The organism is Xenophilus sp. Marseille-Q4582 (assembly GCF_916700565.1).
Taxonomy (GTDB): domain Bacteria; phylum Pseudomonadota; class Gammaproteobacteria; order Burkholderiales; family Burkholderiaceae_C; genus Xenophilus.
Genome location: NZ_CAKAKO010000004.1, coordinates 232,184 through 250,283, shown reverse-complemented (window position 1 = coordinate 250,283; position 18,100 = coordinate 232,184). Strand labels below are relative to the sequence as shown.

Here is an 18,100-nt window from a genome sequence, read left to right as displayed (position 1 = left end):
CGCCAAGACATGAAGACACCCGCCTCCCTCTGGCTCAAGACCTTCGCCGTGGGCTTCGCGTTCATCTCGGCCCTGCTGGTCTGGACGCTGTTCACGCCCGCGCCCTACGGCGATCTCACACGCATCGGCCGGCTGTCGGAAACGCAGTTCGGCTGGACGCAGCCCGCGCCGGCCATGGACGAGAAGCTGCTGCATTCCGCACCGCTGGACCAGGCCGACGTGCTCGTGGTGGGCGACAGTTTCTCGATGACGCTGTACTGGCAGGCCGACCTGGTGCGCGCAGGCTACAAGGTCGCGACCACCTATTGGGGCGAGATCGGCTACCTGTGCGGCGACTTCGGCAGCTGGCTGCGCAGCCAGGGCTACAAGGGCAAGCTGGTCATCGTCGAAAGCATCGAACGCGCCTTCGACGAGCGCCTGCAGCGCAGCGAAGCCTGCCCCGCCATCGCGCAGGGCCGCAAGCTCACCATCAAGCCCGACCCGTTCCTGGGCCCGCTCACGCAAAAGCCCGCGGGCACGCTCAACTGGAGCGCCAAGCTCACCACCGGCCCCATCACCTGGTCCAACACGCGGCGCACGCTGCGCGAGCCGGGCGACACGCAGCACGGCGACGAGACGCTCGTGCGCGTGGTGCCCGACGGCTGCCAGCAGTTCTCGCACGCCTTCTGCAACAAGGTCCCCTTCTTCAAGGAAGACATCGACAAGGGCCCGCTCACGGTGCAGACCTTCGAACGCATGCAGCGGCTCACGCAGGGACAGCCCGATCTGCAACTGCTCTGGATGGTCATCCCCAACAAGACCACCGTCTACCTGGACCCGCAGCATTCGGAAGGCTTCGTGCAGGGCCTGCGCGCCCATCCGGAGCTGGGCCCGAACCTGTTCGACTTCGCGCAACGGGCGCGGCGCGAGGTGAGGGACTTCTACTTCCCCAACGACACGCACATGTCCATGCACGGCCAGCTGGCGATGGGCGCCGTGATGTTGCAAGAGGTTCGCAAGCGGCTGCCGACTACATCGGCCTCCGGCACTTGACGCTATGATGAAACGCAGCCTTTGTCCTGCCCGCCCCCCTGCCTTCGCGTGACGTGATCCTCTACGAATATCCCTTCAACGAGCGCATCCGCACCTACCTGCGGCTGGAGCACCTGTTCCAGCGCCTCGGCGAACTGATGACCGGCGAATCGCCGCTGTCGCACCACTACGCGCTGGTGACGCTCTTCGAAGTGATGGACGTGGCCGCCCGGGCGGACCTGAAGTCCGACGTGCTGCGCGACCTCGACAAGCACAAGGCCACGCTGGCGGGCTACCGCGGCAACCCGGCCATCCAGGAAGCCGCGCTGGAGCGCATCATCGCGCGGCTCGACAGCAACTTCGCCGCCCTCAACGCCATGCCCGGCAAGGCCGGTCAGTCGCTGACCGACAACGAATGGCTCATGGCGATCCGCAGCCGGGCGGGCATCCCGGCCGGCACCTGCGGCTTCGATCTGCCGGCCTACTATGCTTGGCAGCACCACCCCGTGAAGCGCCGCCGGCAGGACCTCGAACGCTGGGTGGGCACGCTCGCGCCGCTGGCCGAGGGGGTGCTGCTGCTGTTGCAGCTGCTGCGCGACACGGACGTGCCCTACCGCGTGGTGGCGCCCAACGGCCAGTTCCAGCAGACGCTGCCCCAAGGCCGCAGCTTCCAGCTGCTGCGCCTGCGCATCGACCCGAACAGCGGCCTGGTGCCCGAGATCAGCGGCAACCGATTGATGGTGTCGGTGCGCCTCATGCGCGAAGACGCCGAGGGCCGCCTGCAGCCCAGCCTTGAAGACGCGGCCTTCGAACTCACCTTGTGCGCATGAAGAAGACGCCATCTTCGTCGCAGGCCGAGCGCACCGTGCCCTGCCCGAACTGCGGCCAGCCCAGCCTCTACGCGCCGCGCAATCCCTACCGCCCCTTCTGCAGCGCGCGCTGCAAGGGCATGGACCTGGGCGCCTGGGCCAGCGAGGAGTTCCGCGTGCCGGCCGAAGCGCCGCCCGAGGACGAACTGTTCGGCGACCCCAAGCTGCAGCGCCCGCTGCAGTAGCGCTTCGTCCACGCCTCGGCGTCGTGCCGCCGCGGCCGACGCACCACGATGCTCAGAAACTCGTGCGCGCAGCCGCCGCCTCGGCGCCCAGGCCTCGCTCTTCGGCCATCCATTCGAGCACCGGCAGCGCGCCCGGCAGCACCGGCGCCACGTCCAGCGGCAATTGCTGCCAGCGCATGGCCTGGCCCTCGCGCATCTCGAAGTCGCCCTGCCAGGCGAAGACCTTGCACCAGTGCAGGCGCACCAGCGCATGCGGGTAGTCGTGCTCGGTCACGCGCCAGACCTGCGCAGCGTCGATGGTGATGCCCAGCTCTTCCTGCAGTTCGCGGCGCAAGGCCTCCTCGACCGATTCACCGGCCTCGATCTTGCCGCCGGGGAACTCCCAGAACCCCGCATAGGGCTTGCCTTCGGGCCGCGTGCTCAGCAGCAGCCGGCCCTGCGCATCGATCAGGATGCCGACGGCCACCTCCGTGTGCTTGCGGGCCGCTGCAGGCTGCGCGGGCGTGCCTGCAGCACTGCCTTCGGCCGGCCGCGCGGCGCTCATGCCGCCTGGCCCCGGCCCGCGTAGTCGCGCGCGAACTGGTAGGCCACCCGGCCGCTGCGCGAGCCGCGCTCCAGGGCCCACACCAGCGCCTCGGGCCGCGCCGCCTCGATGGCCTTCGCATCCAGGCCGAAGGACGACAGCCACTGGCCCACGATGGTCAGGTACTCGGCCTGGCTGAAGGGGTAGAAGCTCACCCACAGGCCGAAGCGCTCGGACAGCGAGATCTTCTCCTCGATCACCTCGCCGGGGTGCACTTCGCCATCCTCGGTGTGCGTGTACGTGAGGTTTTCCTTCATGTACTCGGGCAGCAGGTGGCGCCGGTTGCTGGTCGCGTAGATCAGCACGTTGGGCGTGGACGCGGCCACCGAACCGTCGAGGATGGACTTGAGCGCCTTGTAGCCTGGCTCGCCTTCATCGAAGCTCAGGTCGTCGCTGAAGACGATGAACTTCTCGGGCCGGCCCGACACCACTTCCACGATGTCCGGCAAGTCCGTGAGGTCGGCCTTGTCGACCTCGATCAGGCGCAGGCCCTGGTCGGCGAAGGCGTGCAGGCAGGCGCGCACCAGCGAGGACTTGCCCGTGCCGCGCGCGCCCGTGAGCAGCACGTTGTTGGCCGGCTTGCCTTCCACGAACTGGCGCGTGTTGCGTTCGATCTTCTCCTTCTGGACCTCGATTTCCTTGAGCGCGTCCAGCGACATCTGCGCCACGTGGCGCACCGGCTCCAGCGTGCCGTGGCCCGAACTGCGCCGGCGGTAGCGCCAGGCGATGGAGGCATTCCAGTCGGCCGGCGCCGTGAGCGGCTGCGGCAGCACGGATTCGATGCGTTGGATCAGCGCTTCGGCGCGCTCGATGAGTCGTTCGAACTTGTCGTTCATGGCAATGCTTCTTTGCTGCACGTGCCGGCCGGACTGCCGGCGTCCCGACTGCCGCGCCGGCCCCGCGCCGCGCGGTCCGGGGGAAATCAGGACCGGTAGTCGGCGTTGATGCTCACGTAGTCGTGCGAGAGGTCGCAGGTCCAGACCGTGTCCGCGGCCTCGCCGCGGCCCAGGCCCACGCGGATGGTGATCTCGCTCTGCTTCATGACGCGCTGGCCGTCCTCCTCGCGGTACTCGGGCCGGCGGCCGCCGCGCGTGACCACATGCACGTCGTCCAGGTGCAGTTCGATCTTCGTCTGGTCCAGGTCGGTGATGCCGGCGTAGCCCACCGCCGCCAGGATGCGGCCCAGGTTCGGGTCGCTGGCGAAGAAGGCCGTCTTGACCAGCGGCGAATGGGCGATCGCATAGGCCGCGAGCCGGCATTCCTCGGCCGTCTGGCCGCCTTCGACGCGGATGGTGATGAACTTGGTCGCGCCCTCGCCGTCGCGCACGATGGCCTGGGCCAGCTTCTGCGCCACCTCGAGCAGGCCGGCCTTCAGCGCGCGGCCGTCGGGCGTGTCCCAGGATTCGACGACCGGGTGCGCGGCCTTCTGGGTCGCGATCACGACGAAGGAGTCGTTGGTCGAGGTGTCGCCGTCGATGGTCACGCGGTTGAAGGACGCGTCGGCCAGGTCCTTGGCCAGCTGCTGCATGAGGGCCGGCGCGATCTTCGCGTCGGTCGCCAGGTAGCCCAGCATGGTCGCCATGTTCGGGCGGATCATGCCGGCCCCCTTGCTGATGCCGGTGATCGCCACCTTCACGCCCGACAGGGTCACCTGCGTGCTGAAGGCCTTGGGCACGGTGTCCGTGGTCATGATGCCTTCGGCCGCGCGCGCCCAGTTGTCGGGCCTGGCGTCGGCCAGTGCCGCCGGCAGGCCCGCGATGATGCGATCGCTGGGCAGCGGCTCCATGATGACGCCGGTGGAGAAGGGCAGGATCTGTTCGGGCGCGACGTTCAGGTGCTGCGCCAGCGCCACGCAGGTGGCCTGGGCGCGCGCGAGGCCATCGTCGCCGGTGCCCGCGTTGGCATTGCCGGTGTTCACGACGATCGCACGGATGCCATGGCCGGCCGCGAGATGCCGGCGGCAGATCTGCACCGGCGCCGCGCAGAAGCGGTTCTGCGTGAACACACCGGCCACGGCGGCCCCTTCGTCCAGCAGCACCACGGTCAGGTCCTTGCGGTGAGCCTTGCGCACGCCGGCTTCGGCCACGCCGATGCGCAGGCCGGCCACGGGCCACAGGCTGGAGGGATCAGAGGCGGTGAAGTTGACGGGCATGGCGAAGCTGCAGGAAAAAAATGAGAAGAAGGGTTCGCGCCGCAAGCGCTCGACCGGGGCGGCAGCCGGTCAGGTCAGCTTGCCGTGGCAGTGCTTGTACTTCTTGCCGCTGCCGCAGGGGCAGGGATCGTTGCGGCTCACGTGGGCGAAGGCCGCGGCGCCGGCCGACAGGCCGGAGGCGGGCGCGCGGCGCGTGCTGTCCTCGTCGGCACGCACTTCCGGCTCACCGGTCTCGGTGGGTGCCGTGTAGGTGATGTTGGCGATGTTCTCGCCACGGCTTTCCATGTCGCCCGCGGCCTGCTCCAGCTGCTCGCTGGACTGCACGCGCACGTTCATGAGCTGGCGTGTCACCTCGTTCTTCACCGAATCGAGCAACTGGCCGAAGAGTTCGAAAGCCTCGCGCTTGTATTCCTGCTTGGGCTGCTTCTGCGCATAGCCGCGCAGGTGGATGCCCTGGCGCAGGTAGTCGAGCGCGGCCAGGTGCTCGCGCCAATGCGAATCCAGGCTCTGCAGCAGCACCATGCGCTCGAACTGCGTGAAGTGCTCGGCACCCACCAGCGCCACCTTGGCGGCGTACGCCTCGTTCGCGGCGGCCACCACCTTCTCCACGATGTCCTCGTCGGACACCGCCGAGGCCGCTTCCACGTCCTGGACCAGCGGCAGCTCGATGCCCCAGTCGGTGGCCAGCACCTTCTCCAGGCCCGGCAGGTCCCACTGCTCCTCCACCGATTCGGCGGGCACGTACTGGCGCACCAGTTCGGTGAAGCAGCCCTCGCGCAGGCCCGCGATCTGCGCCTGCAACTCGGGCGCGTCCAGGATCTCGTTGCGCTGCTGGTAGATGACCTTGCGCTGGTCGTTGGCGACGTCGTCGTATTCCAGCAACTGCTTGCGGATGTCAAAGTTGCGCGCCTCCACCTTGCGCTGCGCGCTCTCGATGCTGCGCGTGACGATGCCGGCCTCGATGGCCTCGCCCTCGGGCATCTTCAGGCGGTCCATGATGGCGCGCACGCGGTCGCCCGCGAAGATGCGCATCAGCGGATCGTCCAGGCTCAGGTAGAAACGCGAGGAGCCCGGGTCGCCCTGGCGGCCCGAGCGGCCGCGCAGCTGGTTGTCGATGCGCCGCGACTCGTGCCGTTCGGTGGCGATGATGCGCAGGCCGCCCAGCGAGGTGACCAGCTCATGGTCCTTCTCCCACTGCGCACGCAGCTGCGCGATCTGTTCCTCGGACACCTCGCCCTGCGCCTGCGCGGCCTCGACCATCTTCTCGAAGTTGCCGCCCAGCACGATGTCGGTGCCGCGGCCCGCCATGTTGGTGGCGATGGTGATCATCTTGGGCCGGCCGGCCTGGGCCACGATCTCGGCTTCGCGCGCATGCTGCTTGGCATTGAGCACCTGGTGCGGCAGCCCGGCCTGGGTCAGCAGGCCGTCGATGATCTCGGAGTTCTCGATCGAGGACGTGCCCACCAGCACGGGCTGGCCGCGCTCGTGGCATTCGCGGATGTCCTCGATGGCCGCGTTGTACTTTTCCTGGGTGGTCTTGTAGACGCGGTCCAGCTGGTCCTCGCGGCGGTTCGGGCGGTTCGGCGGGATCAGCACGGTTTCCAGGCCGTAGATGGACTGGAACTCGAAGGCTTCGGTGTCGGCCGTGCCGGTCATGCCCGCCAGCTTGCTGTACAGGCGGAAGTAGTTCTGGAAGGTGATCGACGCCAGGGTCTGGTTCTCCGCCTGGATCTGCACGCCTTCCTTGGCTTCCACGGCCTGGTGCAGGCCGTCGCTCCAGCGGCGCCCGCTCATCAGGCGGCCCGTGAACTCGTCCACGATCACCACTTCGCCGTTCTGCACCACGTAATGCTGGTCGCGGTGGTACAGGTGCCGCGCGCGCAGGCCGGCGTTGAGGTGGTGCATCAGCGTGATATTGGCCGGGTCGTACAGCGACGCGCCTTCGGGCAGCAGCTTGAACTCGGACAGCAGCTGCTCGGCCTTCTCGTGGCCGTCCTCGGTCAGGAAGACCTGGTGCGTCTTCTCGTCCACCGTGAAGTCGCCGGGCTTGGTCACGCCCTCGCCGGTGCGCGGATCGGCCTCGCCTTCCTGGCGGGTGAGCAGCGGCACCACCTTGTTGATGGCCAGGTACAGGTCGGTGTGGTCCTCGGCCTGGCCGCTGATGATCAGCGGCGTGCGCGCCTCGTCGATCAGGATCGAGTCCACCTCGTCCACGATCGCGAAGTTCAGGCCGCGCTGCACGCGGTCCGCGGTCTCGTAGACCATGTTGTCGCGCAGGTAGTCGAAGCCGTATTCGTTGTTGGTGCCGTAGGTGATGTCGCAGCCGTAGGCCTGCTGCTTCTCCTCACGCGGCATGTTGGGCAGGTTGATGCCCACCGACAGGCCCAGGAAGTTGTACAGGCGCCCCATCCAGGTCGCATCGCGGCTGGCCAGGTAGTCGTTCACCGTCACCACGTGAACGCCCTTGCCGGTCAGCGCGTTCAGGTACACCGGCAGCGTGCCCGTGAGCGTCTTGCCTTCGCCGGTGCGCATCTCGGCGATCTTGCCCTGGTGCAGGGCCATGCCGCCCAGCAGCTGCACGTCGAAGTGGCGCATTTTCATGACGCGCTTGGACGCCTCGCGCACCACGGCGAAGGCTTCGGGCAGCAGCTGGTCCAGCGTCTCGCCCCGGGCCAGCCGGTCGCGGAACTCCTGCGTCTTCGCCTGCAGGGCCTCGTCGCTGAGCTTCTCCAGCTGCGGCTCCAGCGCGTTGATGCGCTCGACGGTCTTGCGGTACTGCTTGAGAAGTCGGTCGTTGCGGCTGCCGAACAGGCGCGTCAGGAAATTGGTGGCCATGAATGGGGTTCGACACGGACCCGCCATGCGTCCCCGCGGGGACGGCCGGCCGGCCGGTCCAAAAGCCTAAGATAAAGTGGATGAGATGGGCCTTGCGGGCGCCGAATGCAAGAGCATCGGTCCTTTTCGGGCGCCAGCCCGCCAGCCGAAGCCGGCAAACGGGCCATTTTAGTCACCAAGAGTTTCACGCACAGACGCCCCATGAGCCGCCGATCCCAGGCCTTCACCCTGCTGCAGGCCAGCGAGGAATCTCCCACGCTGGCCGGGCTGATGGCGCGTGCCCGCGACAGCCAGGCGCGCCTGCAGGCGATCACGCCGCTGCTGCCGCCCGCCCTGCGCGCCGCCGTGGCGGCCGGCCCCACGGAGGACGGCGAATGGTGCCTGCTGGTGGAGGGCAACGCCGTGGCCGCCAAGCTGCGCCAGATGGTGCCCATGCTGCTGGCGCGGCTGCGCGTGCAGGGCTGGGACGCGCAGAGCATCCGCATCAAGGTGCGCACGAGGACTGGAGGCTGAGGCGCGCCCTGGGCCCGTCGCGGCGCTCTCTTTCGCCACGCGACGCAACCAGCCGGGCCGGTTCTCGACGGGCGCCCAGAGCCTCCTGCGCGCACCGGCGGGGCAGCGGGCCTCTTCAATCCAGCGTCAGCACCGTGCAGCCGGTGGTCTTGCGCGCTTCCAGGTCGCGGTGCGCCTGCTGCACGTCGGCCAGTGGGTAGCGCTGCGCGACCGGAATGCGCACCGCGCCGCTGCTCACCACCGCGAACAGGTCGTCGGCCATGGCCTGCGTGCTTTCGCGCGTGGCGATGTGCGTGAACAGCGTGGGGCGCGTGAGGTAGAACGAGCCCTTGGCCAGCACCGCCGTGCTGAACGGCGGCACCGGCCCCGAGCCGTTGCCGAAGCTGGCGAGCAGGCCGAAGGGGCGCAGGCAGGCGAGCGAGCCTTCGAAGGTGTCCTTGCCCACCGAGTCGTACACCACCTTCACGCCCGCACCACCGGTGATCTCCTTCACGCGCGCGGCGAAGTCTTCCGTGCTGTAGTTGATGGCATGCGCGGCACCGTGCTCCAGGGCCAGCTGGCACTTGGCGTCGGAGCCGGCCGTGCCGATCAGCCGCAGCCCCAGCGCCTTGGCCCACTGGCAAGCGATCAGGCCCACGCCGCCCGCGGCCGCATGGAAGAGCACGAAATCGCCCGGCTGCAGGCCCTCGGCCGGCAGCGTCTTCTTCAGGAGGTACTGCGTGGTCAGGCCCTTGAGCATCATGGCCGCGCCGGTCTCGAAGGAAATGGCGTCGGGCAGCTTGCACACACAGGTGGCCGGCATCACGCGCAACTCGCAGTACGCACCGGGCGGCTGGCTGGCGTAGGCCGCGCGGTCGCCCACCTTCAGGTGCGTGACGCCCTCGCCCACGGCCTCGACCACGCCCGCCGCTTCCATGCCCAGCTGCAGCGGCATGGGCAGCGAGTAAAGGCCGCTGCGCTGGTAGGTGTCGATGAAGTTCAGGCCCACCGCATGGTGGCGGATGCGGATCTGCCCCGGCCCCGGCTCACCCACCTCGATGTCGACGATCTTCAGTTCCTCGGGGCCGCCGGGGCGGTCGATGCGGATGGCGCGGCTGGTGTGGCTCATGGCGAATGCGTCCTCGGTTGGAAGGGCGCCATCCTGCCATGAATGCCCCCGCGCGCGCAGCCGCGGGGGCTTGCCACTACAGTGCCCGCCATGACAGCCCTCGTGCGGCCCGCCGGCCTCGATTTGCGCACCGCCCTCCTGCTCACCGTTCCCCCCGCCCTCTGGGCCGGCAATGCGGTGGTCGGGCGCCTGCTGCGCGACGTGGCCTCGCCGATGACGCTGAACTTCGTGCGCTGGCTGTTCGCGCTGCTGCTGCTGGCGCCGCTGGCTTTTGCCGTGCTGCGCAAGGGCAGCCCGCTGTGGCCGCACTGGCGCCGCTATGCCTGGCTGGGCCTGCTGGGCATCGGCTGCTACAACGCGCTGCAATACCTGGCGCTGCAGACCTCCACGCCCATGAACGTGACGCTGGTCGGCGCCAGCATGCCGCTGTGGATGATGGCCACGGGCGCGCTGTTCTTCGGCCAGCGCATCACGCGCCGGGCGCTCGCGGGCGCCCTGCTGTCGATGGCGGGCGTGGCCGTGGTGCTGAGCCGCGGCCGGTGGCAGGTGCTGGCCGAGCTGCACCTGCTGCCCGGCGACCTCTACATGATGCTGGCCACCATCGCCTGGGCCTTCTACAGCTGGCTGCTCACGCGCACGCACGAGCCCGCCTCGGTACGCCGCGACTGGGCCGCCTTCCTGATGGCACAGCTGGTGTTCGGCACGGCCTGGTCGGCGCTCTTTTCGGCCGGCGAATGGCTGCTGACCCCTGCGCGCTTCGTCTGGAGCTGGCCGCTGGCCGCAGCCATGGTCTTCATCGTGCTCGGCCCGGCCCTGCTGGCCTTCCGCTGCTGGGGCGAAGGCGTGCAGCGCGCAGGACCGAATACCGCCGCCTTCTTCGTCAACCTCACGCCGCTGTTCGCGGCGCTGCTGTCGGCGCTCTTCCTCGGCGAATCACCGCAGCCCTACCACGCGGTGGCCTTCGCGCTGATCGTGGGCGGCATCGTGGTGTCGTCGCGGCGCTGACCCGGCCGCGCCGCGGCCCGCACTCAGTAGGTGCCCGGGTAGGCGCCGCCGTCCGCCAGCACGTTCTGGCCCGTCATGTAGCCCGCGTGCACGCTGCACAGGAAGGCGCAGATGGCGCCGAACTCCTCGGCGGTGCCGAAGCGGCGCGCGGGGATGTTCTTCTTGCGCGCTTCCTGGATGGCTTCGACGCTCTGGCCGGTCTTCTTGGCGGTGCCCAGGGCGGTGTTGCGCAGGCGGTCGGTGTCGAAGGCGCCGGGCAGCAGGTTGTTGATGGTCACGCCCTGCGCCGCGAGGCCGCTGCGGGCCACGCCGGCCACGAAGCCGGTCAGGCCGCTGCGCGCGCCGTTGGACAGGCCCAGGATGTCGATCGGGGCCTTCACCGCGCTGCTGGTGATGTTGACGATGCGACCGAAGCCGCGCGCCGCCATGCCGTCCACCGTGGCCTGGATGAGCGCGATGGGCGTGAGCATGTTGGCGTCCACGGCCCGGATCCAGGCTTCGCGGTCCCAGTCGCGGAAGTCGCCGGGTGGCGGGCCGCCGGCGTTGGTGACGACGATGTCGTAGTCCTTGTGCACGGCGAAGACGGCCGCGCGGCCTTCCTCGGTGGTGATGTCGGCCGCCACGGCCTTCACGAAGGCGTTGCCGCTGCGCGCAGCTTCCAGCCTCGCGGCCGCTTCCTGCAGCGCCTCGGCACCGCGCGCGACGATGACCACGTTCACGCCTTCCTGCGCCAGCGCCAGCGCGCTGCCGTAACCCAAGCCCTTGCTTGCGCCGCACACCAGCGCGGTCTTGCCTGCGATCCCCAGATCCATTGATTTGCTCCTTGTTGGAAAAGTGAAGAGAACACGCGGGTCAGCGACGGCCGCCGCGCGTGAACACATAGATGCCCGTCAGCACCAGCGCCGTGCCGGCGGCCGTCCACAGCGTGAAGGGCTCGCCCAGCAGCACCACGCCCATGAGAATGGTGGACAACGGACCGATCATGCCGGTCTGCGCGGTGGCCGCGGCGCCGATGCGCTCGACGGCCATCATCACCAAGAGCACCGGCACCGCCGTGCACAGCGTGGCGTTGAGCACCGACAGCCAGATCACCTCGGGCGCGACGGCGAAGGCGCTGTCCAGCGGCTTGAGCAGCAGGAACTGCGCGATGCACAGAAAACAGGCCACGCTGGTCGCCAACCCGACCAGGCGCAGCGAACCCAGCCGGCGCACGAACTCGCCGCTCCACACCAGGTAGACGGCATAGCTCACGGCGCTCAGGAAGACCAGCAGCGCGCCCCAGGCGGTGGCACCGCCTGCGCCTATCTGCACTTCATGGCCGAAGACCAGCAGCACGCCGGCATAGCTCACGGCCATGCCCGCCATCTGCCGCCACGTGATGCGCTTGCGGTACGCCAGCCAGCCGAAGAGCATCACCAGCGTGGGGTTGAGGTACAGGATCAGCCGCTCCAGGCTGGCCGTGATGTAGGCCAGGCCGGCGAAGTCCAGGAAGCTCGCGAGGTAGTAGCCCGTGAAGCCCAGGCCCAGCACGCCCAGCCAGTCCCGGCGCGTGAGCGCCGGCTTGCCGCGCCCGGCCCACCAGGCCATGAGCAGGAAGAGCGGCAGCGCGAACAGCATGCGCAGCATGATCAGCGTCACGGCATCGACCGGATGCCGGTACGCGAGCTTGATGATGATGGCCTTGCCGCTGAAGGCAATGGCGCCGACGAAGGCGAAGGCCAGGCCGACGGCCATGGAGCGCGGCGCGCCGGGAACGGGGACGACGGGGGAGTGGGAGGTGCCGGGGGCGTCGGCCGTCTGGGTCATCCCCCGATCATCGCGTGAACTTGAACCTGGAAACGGCAATTGGCCGCTCGCGCCCTTGAGAAACAGCTTGTCATGATAGTAGTGCGTTGGCTTCGCTGTGGCTCCGCTTCGAGATGAACCCTGCTGTGCATGCGCCCGCACCGCGCTCGACGCACCATGCGGCGTTGTTCCTCCTTGCGGGCACGAGCCCGCGGCGTCGTCTCGCCTTGCCTGGCACGCCGATCACGGCACTGGCGCACGCACCCAACTGCCGTTCCAGGTTCAATACCCTGCAGCCAGGCCGTCACGGCGCGGGTCGCTGGCGGCCACGTAGCCCTCGACCGCCGGGTCACCCGCGCGCCAGATGAACTGGCCGGCGCCGAAGTCCTGGTACGAGTCGTTGATCACCTCCAGCTGGTGGCCCCGCTCGCGCAGGCCCTGCACCGTGGCGGGGTCCATCGTGGCCTCCACGTTCAGCGCCAGGCCCGCATTGAAGCGCCAGCGCGGCGCATCGCAGGCGGCCTGCGGGTTCTGGCCGTAGTCCAGCATGCGCACCAGGGTCTGCATGTGGCCCTGCGGCTGCATGTTGCCGCCCATCACGCCGAAGCTCATCACCGGCTGGCCATCCTTCGTCAGAAAGGCCGGAATGATGGTGTGGAAGGGCCGCTTGCCCGGCGCCACCACGTTGGGGCTGCCCGCCTTCAGGCTGAAGCCGTGGCCGCGGTTCTGCAGGCTGATGCCGTAGTCGGGCTCCACGCAGCCCGAGCCGAAGCCCATGAAGTTGCTCTGGATGAAGCTCACCATCATGCCGCTCTCGTCGGCGGCCGTGAGGTAGATGGTGCCGCCCTTGACCGGATTGCCGGCCTGGAAGTCCTGGGCCTTGCTGGGGTCGATCAGGCGCGCGCGCGAAGCCAGGTACGCGTCGTCAAGCATCTGTTCGGTCGTCACCTCCATGGTGCGGCGCTCCGACACGTAGCGGTAGACGTCGGCGAAGGCCAGCTTCATGGCTTCGATCTGCAGGTGCTGCGACAGGACAGAATCGGCGGGCAGCGCCGCGATGTCGAACTTCTCCAGGATGCCCAGCGCGATCAGCGCCGCGATGCCCTGGCCGTTGGGCGGGATCTCGTGCAGCGTGTGGCCGCGGTAGTCGCGCGAGATGGGTGTGACCCACTCGGGCTGGTAGGCCGCCATGTCGGCCACCGTGAGCGCACCGCCGTGTTCCTTCGAGAACCTGGCGATGGCCTCGGCGATCTCGCCCGTGTAGCAGGCCTCGCCTTTGGTGCGGGCGATGGCCTTGAGCGCACGCGCGGCGGCGGCGAAGCGGAACAGCTCGCCCACCTCGGGCGCGCGGCCCCAGGGCAGGAAGGCCTGCGCAAAGCCCGGCTGCGACTGCAGCAGCGGCGTGGCCGCGAGCCACTTGCCCTGCACCACGGGCGGCACCAGGTAGCCGCGCTCGGCGATGGCGATGGCCGGCGCCATCAGGTCGGCGAAGGGCAGTTTGCCGAAGCGATCGCTCAGCGCCACCCAGCCGCGCACCGCGCCAGGCACGGTGACCGAATCGATGCCGCGCATCGGCGGCGTGGCGGCGTCGGCGCCGTACCTGGCCTGGAAGTACTCGGGCGTCCAGGCCTGAGGCGCGGGGCCCGAGGCGTTGAGGCCGTGCAGTTGCTGGCCGTCCCACAGGATGCAGAAGGCATCGCTGCCCAGGCCGTTGCTCACCGGTTCGACCAGCGTCATCACGGCGGCCGTGGCCACCGCCGCATCGACCGCGTTGCCGCCCTGTTGCAGGATGCGCAGCCCGGCCTGCGCGGCCAGGGGGTGCGAGGTCGCCACCACGTTGCGCGCGAACACCGGAATGCGGGTGGAGGGATAGGGATTGCTGAAATCGAAGTTCATGGCGGACATGGCGGTCAATGGCGTGGGGGCTTGGATGACAGGGAACGGACGCAGGCCCGGCTCATTCGTTCGTGATCTTGCGCTCGACCACGATCTTCTTCCACTTGGCGGCATCGACCGCCACCATCTTCGCGAACTGCTCGGGCGTGCCGGCTGCGGCCGGCGCGATGCCCAGGCGCGCGAGCTTGTCCTTGACCTCGGGGTCGGCCAGCGCTTCATTGGCGGCCTTGTTCAGGCGCGCCACCAGCTCGGGCGGCAGGCCCTTGGGACCGTAGAAGCCGAACCAGGTGTTCGATTCATAACCCGGCAGCGTGTCGGCGATGGGCGGCAGCTCGGGCGCCAGCGGGCTGCGCGTGAGGCTGGTCACGCCCAGGGCGCGCAGCCGGCCATCGCGCACATGCGGCATGCCGGTGGGCAGCGAGTCGAAGAGCACGTCCACCTTGCCGGTGATCAGATCCGGGATGGCCAGCGCCGTGCCCTTGTACGGGATGTGCGTGACGAACACGCCGGCCTGCGCCTTGAACAGCTCGGCCGTGAGCTGCACGATGGTGCCGTTGCCGCTGGACGCGTAGTTCAGCCGGCCCGGGTTCTTCTTCGCATGCGCGATCCACTCGGCCACCGTCTTGGCGGGCGAATCGTTCGGCACCAGCATGATGCTGGGTGCGTCGCCCACATGGGCGATGGGCGTGAAGTCGCGCACCGTGTCGTAGGGCAGCCGGGGCGTGATGGCTGGGCCGATGGAGTGGGTGCTGGTGGTGGCCAGCAGCAGCGTGTAGCCGTCGGGCGCGGCCTTGGCCGCAATGTCGGAACCGATGGCGCCGCCGGCGCCGGGCTTGTTGTCGATCACCAGCGTGGTGCCCAGCCGCTCGCCCATCTTCTGGCCCAGGGTGCGCGCGAACAGGTCGGTGGCGCCGGCCGCCGGGAAGGGCACGACCAGCCGGATCGGCTTGTTCGGGTAGCCCTGCGCCCACGCGAGGCCTGGCACTGCCAGACACGAGGCAGCGAAGGCGGCGGCGAGGCCCTGGAGGAAGCGGTGGCGTTGCATGGTGCGAATTCCCTGGCGCGGATGGCGAGCCGGCAATGCTAAGCAGCCCGGGAGCATCAAACCAGATAATCCGGCTTATTCCACTATGACGTGAACTCATGGCACGGACCACCGCCGAGACCCTGTCGCTGCAGCAGTTGCGCGCCCTCGCGGCGGTCGCCGGCACCGGCAGCTTCACGCTGGCGGCCGAGAGCCTGCAGCTCACGCAGCCGGCCATCAGCCACCTGATCCGGCGCATGGAGGAAGACCTGGGCCAGCCGCTGGTGGTGCGCGGGCGCCGCATCCGCATGACCGCCGCAGGCCAGATGATGGTCGACACCGCGGTGCGCGCGCTGCGGCTGATCGACGAATCGGTGAGCGCCTGCCGCTCGCAGGCGCAGTTGCGCGAAGGCCGCGTGGTGCTGGCCGTGGGCCACCTGACGGCCGGTGCGCTGATGCCGCCGCTGCTCGGCCGCTTCGCGCGCCAGCATCCCACGCTCGCCACCACGCTGCTGGACAGCACGGCCGAGCAGATGATCTCGCGCATCCTCTCGCAGGAGGCCGACCTGGGCTTCGGCTCCGACATCGGCCAGACCCACTCGGAACTGGCGACCGAGCCCCTGTTCACCGAGCGCATGGCGCTGTTCGTGCGCGCCGACCATCCGCTGGCCGCCCGCAGCAGCCTCGAGGCGCGGCAGCTGGACGCCCTGCCCTTCATCCACGTGAACCCCGACGCCAACGTCTGGCGCGCGGTGAGCCGTCAGCTCGCGAGCGGGGCCAACGTGTATCCGCAGGTGGCGCACCATGTGTCGATGCTGTCCACCGCCTTCGGGCTGATCCAGGCCGGCGCCGGCGTGGCGCTGCTGCCGCGCTACGTTGAGGTGCTGATGCCGCCCGACCTGCGGGCGCTCGCCGTCACGCGGCCGGTGCTCGAATACCCCGTGATGGCGGTGCGGCTGGCCAAGCACCCGCTGAGCCCGGCGGCCCTGGCCTTCCTCGACCTGGCGCGGCAGCAGCTGAAGCCGCGCACGGCACCGCGCTGAAGCACGGCCCGGCCGGGCCGCCGCCCAGGCCCGCCAGCCGCTCCCGAGCCACCCGCGAAAAAGGCCGCCCGAAGGCGGCCCTGCCAAGCGGAGGGCGGCCGACTCAGGCCACCGGCGGCGCGCCGTACTGATTCGACTCAGGCTGCGTGGGCTGCACCATGAAATAGATCAGCACCAGGCCGACGATCGGAATCAGGCCGATGAGCAGCAGCCAGCCGGTCTTGCCAATGTCGTGCAGGCGGCGCACGCCCGCCGAGATCATGGGCACCAGGAACACCAGCACCACCAGGAAGTAGAGGTACTCGTGGATGAAGCCCGTCACGAGCGCCAGGATGAAATAGGCCAGCACGAACCACCAGTATTCCGAGCGCGTGGCGCGGCCCGAGAAATCGGCGAACTTGGCGAAGCAGGTCTTGACGGCCGTCATGAAATCCATGTGACAACTCCTCTTGTTGGATCGGTCCCCGGGGAAATCCCGGGTGGATCATAGGGGCAGCATGCGGCCCCTTCATGACGGCGGAAGGACTAGGCCTTGTGGCCGAGCCGCTGCACCAGCGCCGCGGTGGAGGCGTCGAGGCCCGCCACGTCGCCCGTTGCGAGGCGCGGCTCGATGTCCCGGGCCAGCACCTTGCCCAGTTCCACGCCCCACTGGTCGAAGCTGTTGATGCCACAGATCGCGCCGCTGGTGAACACGCGATGCTCGTACATGGCGATGAAGGCGCCCAGCGTCTCGGGCGTCAGCCGCTCCAGCACGAAGAAGCTGCTCGGCCGATTGCCCGGGAAGTCCTTGTGCCCCCCCGGATCCGGCTGCCCCACCATCAGCGCCTGGGCCTGCGCGATGGCATTGGCCAGCAGCTTGGGCTGGTGGCCCGGCAGGCCGTGGGCCGCCTCGCGCACGGCGATGAACTCGAGCGGCACCCCCTCCGTGCCCTGGTGCAGCATCTGGAAATAGGCATGCTGCCCGTTGGTGCCGGGCTCGCCCCACAGCACCGGGGAGCTGGCCACGGCCAGCGGCCGGCCCGCACGGTCCACGCGCTTGCCGTTGCTTTCCATCTCCAGTTGCTGCAGGTAGGCCGGCAGCCGGTTCAGCGCGGCATGGTAGGGCGCGATGCTGCGGCTGCCGAAGCCCTTGAAGTTGCGGTACCAGACGTCGAGCAGGCCGAGCTGCACCGGCAGGTTGCGCGCCAGCGGCTCGGTGCGGAAATGCTCGTCCATCGCATGCGCCCCGGCCAGGAAGGCGCGGAAGTTCTCGGCGCCGATGGCCAGCGCGATGGGCAGGCCGATGGCCGACCACATGGAGTAGCGTCCGCCCACCCAGTCCCAGAAGCCGAAGGTCGTTTCGATGCCGAAGCTGCGCGCCGCCGCCACGTTGGTGGTCAGCGCCGCGAAATGCCCCGCGATGTCGTTGCCGCCCGACTGCTGGTACCAGCGCTTGGCCGACTGCGCGTTGGCCATGGTCTCGGCGGTGGTGAAGGTCTTGGAGGCGATGAGAAAGAGCGTGTGCTCGGGCGCCAGGGCCTTGAGCACGGCGTCCAGTTCATGCCCGTCGACGTTGGAGACGAAATGGAAGTGCTTGCCCGGCGCCACATGCTCGGCCAGCGCCTTCACCGCCATCTGCGGCCCCAGGTCGGAGCCCCCGATGCCGATGTTCACCACGTCGGTGATGGTGTGGTCGGCGCGCACCTGCTCGGCATAGGCCAGCATGGCCTGCAGCGTGGCCTGCACCTCGGCGGCCTCGGGCCGGGCCGAGGCGCCGGGGCCCGCGGCCGGCGCGCGCAGCAGCCAGTGCATGGCCGCACGGCCTTCCGTCGCGTTGACGGGCTCGCCCGCGAACAGGGCGTCGCGGTGCGCCTGCAGCCCGCACTCGGCGGCCAGCTGCAGCAGCAGCGCCTGCGTGCGCGCGTCCCAGAGGTTCTTCGACAGGTCGGCGAACACATGGGGCGCCTGCAGGCTCAGCGCCTGCGCGCGGCCCGCATCCGCGGCGAAGGCCTGGCGCAGGTCGAAGGCCGCGCCGGCCGTCTGCTGGTGGTCACGAAGGGCAGCCCAGGCCGCCGTTTCGTCGCATCGGATCAGGGGGTCCGTCATGGCAGC

General features: G+C 69.3%; 17 protein-coding genes. 6 read left to right on the top strand and 11 right to left on the bottom strand.

The genetic code is table 11. The features are described from left to right. The first annotated feature begins 9 nt into the window (after nt 1–9). The 3 genes from LG388_RS16505 to LG388_RS16495 are packed head-to-tail and all read left to right on the top strand — an operon-like array spanning nt 10 to nt 2,065. The gene (locus tag LG388_RS16505; RefSeq protein ID WP_225783829.1) at nt 10–1,032 is read left to right on the top strand and encodes a hypothetical protein; all 1,023 of its coding nucleotides are present in this window, start codon (nt 10–12) and stop codon (nt 1,030–1,032) included. A gap of 53 nt (nt 1,033–1,085) precedes the next feature. Continuing rightward, nucleotides 1,086–1,841 carry a cell division protein ZapD gene (gene zapD / locus LG388_RS16500; protein WP_225783828.1) on the top strand — a complete coding sequence of 252 codons (756 nt, stop codon included), beginning with the start codon at nt 1,086–1,088 and terminating at the stop codon, nt 1,839–1,841. Beyond that, complete coding sequence (locus LG388_RS16495) at nt 1,838–2,065, top strand: DNA gyrase inhibitor YacG (RefSeq protein ID WP_225783827.1); 228 nt, start codon at nt 1,838–1,840, stop codon at nt 2,063–2,065. The genes zapD and LG388_RS16495 overlap by 4 nt, the downstream gene beginning before the upstream one ends. 52 nt (nt 2,066–2,117) lie before the next feature. Here the strand turns inward: LG388_RS16495 and LG388_RS16490 are convergent, their stop codons facing one another. The 4 genes from LG388_RS16490 to secA all read right to left on the bottom strand — a co-directional run bounded on the left by LG388_RS16490 (nt 2,118) and on the right by secA (nt 7,635). Beyond that, nucleotides 2,118–2,609 (bottom strand): (deoxy)nucleoside triphosphate pyrophosphohydrolase, encoded by a 492-nt coding sequence (locus LG388_RS16490; protein ID WP_225783826.1) that lies wholly within the window; start codon nt 2,607–2,609, stop codon nt 2,118–2,120. Beyond that, nucleotides 2,606–3,484, bottom strand: a complete 879-nt coding sequence (locus tag LG388_RS16485; protein ID WP_225783825.1) for an ATP-binding protein — start codon at nt 3,482–3,484, stop codon at nt 2,606–2,608. The genes LG388_RS16490 and LG388_RS16485 overlap by 4 nt, the downstream gene beginning before the upstream one ends. 86 nt (nt 3,485–3,570) lie before the next feature. Beyond that, entirely contained in the window at nt 3,571–4,800 is a 1,230-nt protein-coding gene (gene argJ / locus LG388_RS16480) for a bifunctional glutamate N-acetyltransferase/amino-acid acetyltransferase ArgJ (protein WP_225783824.1), read from the bottom strand. Nucleotides 4,801–4,869: 69 nt separating this feature from the next. Then, complete coding sequence (secA, locus tag LG388_RS16475; RefSeq protein WP_225783823.1) at nt 4,870–7,635, bottom strand: preprotein translocase subunit SecA; 2,766 nt, start codon at nt 7,633–7,635, stop codon at nt 4,870–4,872. A gap of 201 nt (nt 7,636–7,836) precedes the next feature. Between secA and LG388_RS16470 the strand changes: the two genes are divergently transcribed. Beyond that, nucleotides 7,837–8,148: a DciA family protein gene (locus LG388_RS16470; protein ID WP_225783822.1), complete on the top strand. Its 312-nt coding sequence runs from the start codon at nt 7,837–7,839 to the stop codon at nt 8,146–8,148. Between the two features lie 115 nt (nt 8,149–8,263). Here the strand turns inward: LG388_RS16470 and LG388_RS16465 are convergent, their stop codons facing one another. Beyond that, nucleotides 8,264–9,256 (bottom strand): quinone oxidoreductase, encoded by a 993-nt coding sequence (locus LG388_RS16465; protein WP_225783821.1) that lies wholly within the window; start codon nt 9,254–9,256, stop codon nt 8,264–8,266. A 90-nt stretch (nt 9,257–9,346) separates the two neighbouring features. Here LG388_RS16465 and LG388_RS16460 point away from each other — a divergent pair, with 90 nt between their 5' ends. Continuing rightward, nucleotides 9,347–10,261 (top strand): DMT family transporter, encoded by a 915-nt coding sequence (locus tag LG388_RS16460; RefSeq protein WP_225783820.1) that lies wholly within the window; start codon nt 9,347–9,349, stop codon nt 10,259–10,261. A gap of 23 nt (nt 10,262–10,284) precedes the next feature. Here the strand turns inward: LG388_RS16460 and LG388_RS16455 are convergent, their stop codons facing one another. From LG388_RS16455 to LG388_RS16440, 4 genes are all read right to left on the bottom strand, one after another. Further along, the gene (locus tag LG388_RS16455; protein ID WP_225783819.1) at nt 10,285–11,073 is read right to left on the bottom strand and encodes an SDR family oxidoreductase; all 789 of its coding nucleotides are present in this window, start codon (nt 11,071–11,073) and stop codon (nt 10,285–10,287) included. A 40-nt stretch (nt 11,074–11,113) separates the two neighbouring features. Then, a complete protein-coding gene (locus LG388_RS16450; protein ID WP_225783818.1) occupies nt 11,114–12,067 on the bottom strand; it encodes a DMT family transporter in 954 nt (317 codons plus the stop codon). Between the two features lie 261 nt (nt 12,068–12,328). Then, complete coding sequence (locus tag LG388_RS16445; protein ID WP_225783817.1) at nt 12,329–13,942, bottom strand: gamma-glutamyltransferase family protein; 1,614 nt, start codon at nt 13,940–13,942, stop codon at nt 12,329–12,331. A 61-nt stretch (nt 13,943–14,003) separates the two neighbouring features. Further along, nucleotides 14,004–14,987, bottom strand: a complete 984-nt coding sequence (locus LG388_RS16440) for a tripartite tricarboxylate transporter substrate binding protein (protein ID WP_225783816.1) — start codon at nt 14,985–14,987, stop codon at nt 14,004–14,006. A gap of 98 nt (nt 14,988–15,085) precedes the next feature. Between LG388_RS16440 and LG388_RS16435 the strand changes: the two genes are divergently transcribed. Beyond that, the gene (locus tag LG388_RS16435; protein WP_225783815.1) at nt 15,086–16,009 is read left to right on the top strand and encodes a LysR family transcriptional regulator; all 924 of its coding nucleotides are present in this window, start codon (nt 15,086–15,088) and stop codon (nt 16,007–16,009) included. Between the two features lie 103 nt (nt 16,010–16,112). On the opposite strand, the gene LG388_RS16430 is transcribed toward LG388_RS16435, so the two are convergent. Both LG388_RS16430 and pgi read right to left on the bottom strand, forming a co-directional pair. Further along, entirely contained in the window at nt 16,113–16,445 is a 333-nt protein-coding gene (locus LG388_RS16430) for a DUF805 domain-containing protein (protein WP_225783814.1), read from the bottom strand. 89 nt (nt 16,446–16,534) lie between these two features. Next, the gene (gene pgi, locus LG388_RS16425) at nt 16,535–18,094 is read right to left on the bottom strand and encodes a glucose-6-phosphate isomerase (protein WP_225783813.1); all 1,560 of its coding nucleotides are present in this window, start codon (nt 18,092–18,094) and stop codon (nt 16,535–16,537) included. Between the last annotated feature and the right edge of the window lie 6 nt (nt 18,095–18,100).

What these genes read in the sequence shown, in the direction of transcription:
- LG388_RS16505 (WP_225783829.1), top strand. Translation starts at nt 10, where the DNA reads ATGAAGACACCCGCCTCCCTCTGGCTCAAGACCTTCGCCGTGGGCTTC.
- LG388_RS16495 (WP_225783827.1), top strand. Translation starts at nt 1,838, where the DNA reads ATGAAGAAGACGCCATCTTCGTCGCAGGCCGAGCGCACCGTGCCCTGC.
- LG388_RS16490 (WP_225783826.1), bottom strand. Translation starts at nt 2,609, where the DNA reads ATGAGCGCCGCGCGGCCGGCCGAAGGCAGTGCTGCAGGCACGCCCGCG.
- LG388_RS16485 (WP_225783825.1), bottom strand. Translation starts at nt 3,484, where the DNA reads ATGAACGACAAGTTCGAACGACTCATCGAGCGCGCCGAAGCGCTGATC.
- argJ (WP_225783824.1), bottom strand. Translation starts at nt 4,800, where the DNA reads ATGCCCGTCAACTTCACCGCCTCTGATCCCTCCAGCCTGTGGCCCGTG.
- secA (WP_225783823.1), bottom strand. Translation starts at nt 7,635, where the DNA reads ATGGCCACCAATTTCCTGACGCGCCTGTTCGGCAGCCGCAACGACCGA.
- LG388_RS16470 (WP_225783822.1), top strand. Translation starts at nt 7,837, where the DNA reads ATGAGCCGCCGATCCCAGGCCTTCACCCTGCTGCAGGCCAGCGAGGAA.
- LG388_RS16465 (WP_225783821.1), bottom strand. Translation starts at nt 9,256, where the DNA reads ATGAGCCACACCAGCCGCGCCATCCGCATCGACCGCCCCGGCGGCCCC.
- LG388_RS16460 (WP_225783820.1), top strand. Translation starts at nt 9,347, where the DNA reads ATGACAGCCCTCGTGCGGCCCGCCGGCCTCGATTTGCGCACCGCCCTC.
- LG388_RS16455 (WP_225783819.1), bottom strand. Translation starts at nt 11,073, where the DNA reads ATGGATCTGGGGATCGCAGGCAAGACCGCGCTGGTGTGCGGCGCAAGC.
- LG388_RS16450 (WP_225783818.1), bottom strand. Translation starts at nt 12,067, where the DNA reads ATGACCCAGACGGCCGACGCCCCCGGCACCTCCCACTCCCCCGTCGTC.
- LG388_RS16445 (WP_225783817.1), bottom strand. Translation starts at nt 13,942, where the DNA reads ATGAACTTCGATTTCAGCAATCCCTATCCCTCCACCCGCATTCCGGTG.
- LG388_RS16440 (WP_225783816.1), bottom strand. Translation starts at nt 14,987, where the DNA reads ATGCAACGCCACCGCTTCCTCCAGGGCCTCGCCGCCGCCTTCGCTGCC.
- LG388_RS16435 (WP_225783815.1), top strand. Translation starts at nt 15,086, where the DNA reads ATGGCACGGACCACCGCCGAGACCCTGTCGCTGCAGCAGTTGCGCGCC.
- LG388_RS16430 (WP_225783814.1), bottom strand. Translation starts at nt 16,445, where the DNA reads ATGGATTTCATGACGGCCGTCAAGACCTGCTTCGCCAAGTTCGCCGAT.
- pgi (WP_225783813.1), bottom strand. Translation starts at nt 18,094, where the DNA reads ATGACGGACCCCCTGATCCGATGCGACGAAACGGCGGCCTGGGCTGCC.